This window comes from Tersicoccus phoenicis (assembly GCF_001968835.1).
In the GTDB taxonomy this organism is placed as follows: Bacteria; Actinomycetota; Actinomycetes; order Actinomycetales; family Micrococcaceae; genus Tersicoccus; species Tersicoccus phoenicis.
This window is the reverse complement of the sequence record NZ_MRDE01000112.1, coordinates 1-593: the sequence shown is the minus strand read 5'-3', so window position 1 is coordinate 593 and position 593 is coordinate 1. Positions and strand designations below refer to the sequence as shown.

Annotated in this window: 1 protein-coding gene; it reads right to left on the bottom strand. The window is 71.2% G+C overall.

The annotated features are described in order from the left end of the window. A partial coding sequence (locus BKD30_RS15210) for a transposase (RefSeq protein ID WP_076705941.1) occupies window positions 1-593 on the bottom strand: 593 nt, incomplete at both ends.

The window sequence follows — 593 nt, the reverse complement described above, 5'->3', positions numbered from 1 at the left end:
TGTTGGGTGGGCCGGTGGCGAGGGTGTGCAGGTTCTGCCAGGCCACCACCCAGGGCCAGTGGGTGGGCAGGTGCAGGACGAGGCGGCGGCCGGTGGCGGCGATCCGGGCCGGGACGCTGATGATTCTGGCGCGCAGGCTGGCCCACCGTGCCGTGGCCAGGTCGGCGGCGACCGCGCACGCGCGGGCGAGGTTGAACGCGATCACCGCGCAGGCGACCCACGCAGCGTTGGCGGCATAGGACCCGGACGGCAGGTGGGCCAGGGCGTTGTCCTTCAGTTCCGCGATCACCTGCTCGACGATCGCGTGGTCCCGGTGCCGTTCGTCGGCCTCGACGGTGTCCAGGGTGGAGTTGGTGATGAACGCATGGTGCCGGTAGGCCGCGAACAGCTCGCCCTGTTCGCTGCCGTCGGCGGCGAGGGGTTGGAGGCGTTTGACCCGGCGCACGACCAGCCGGCAGGGCACGTGCTCGGCTTTGCGGCGCCCGGTGAACGCGGTGAACGGCACTTCGGCGACCTCCGCGTCGGAGACCCAACGGTCCTCGGCCTGATCATAGACCGCGTTCGGGTACCGGATCGGAACCCACGCGGTGTCT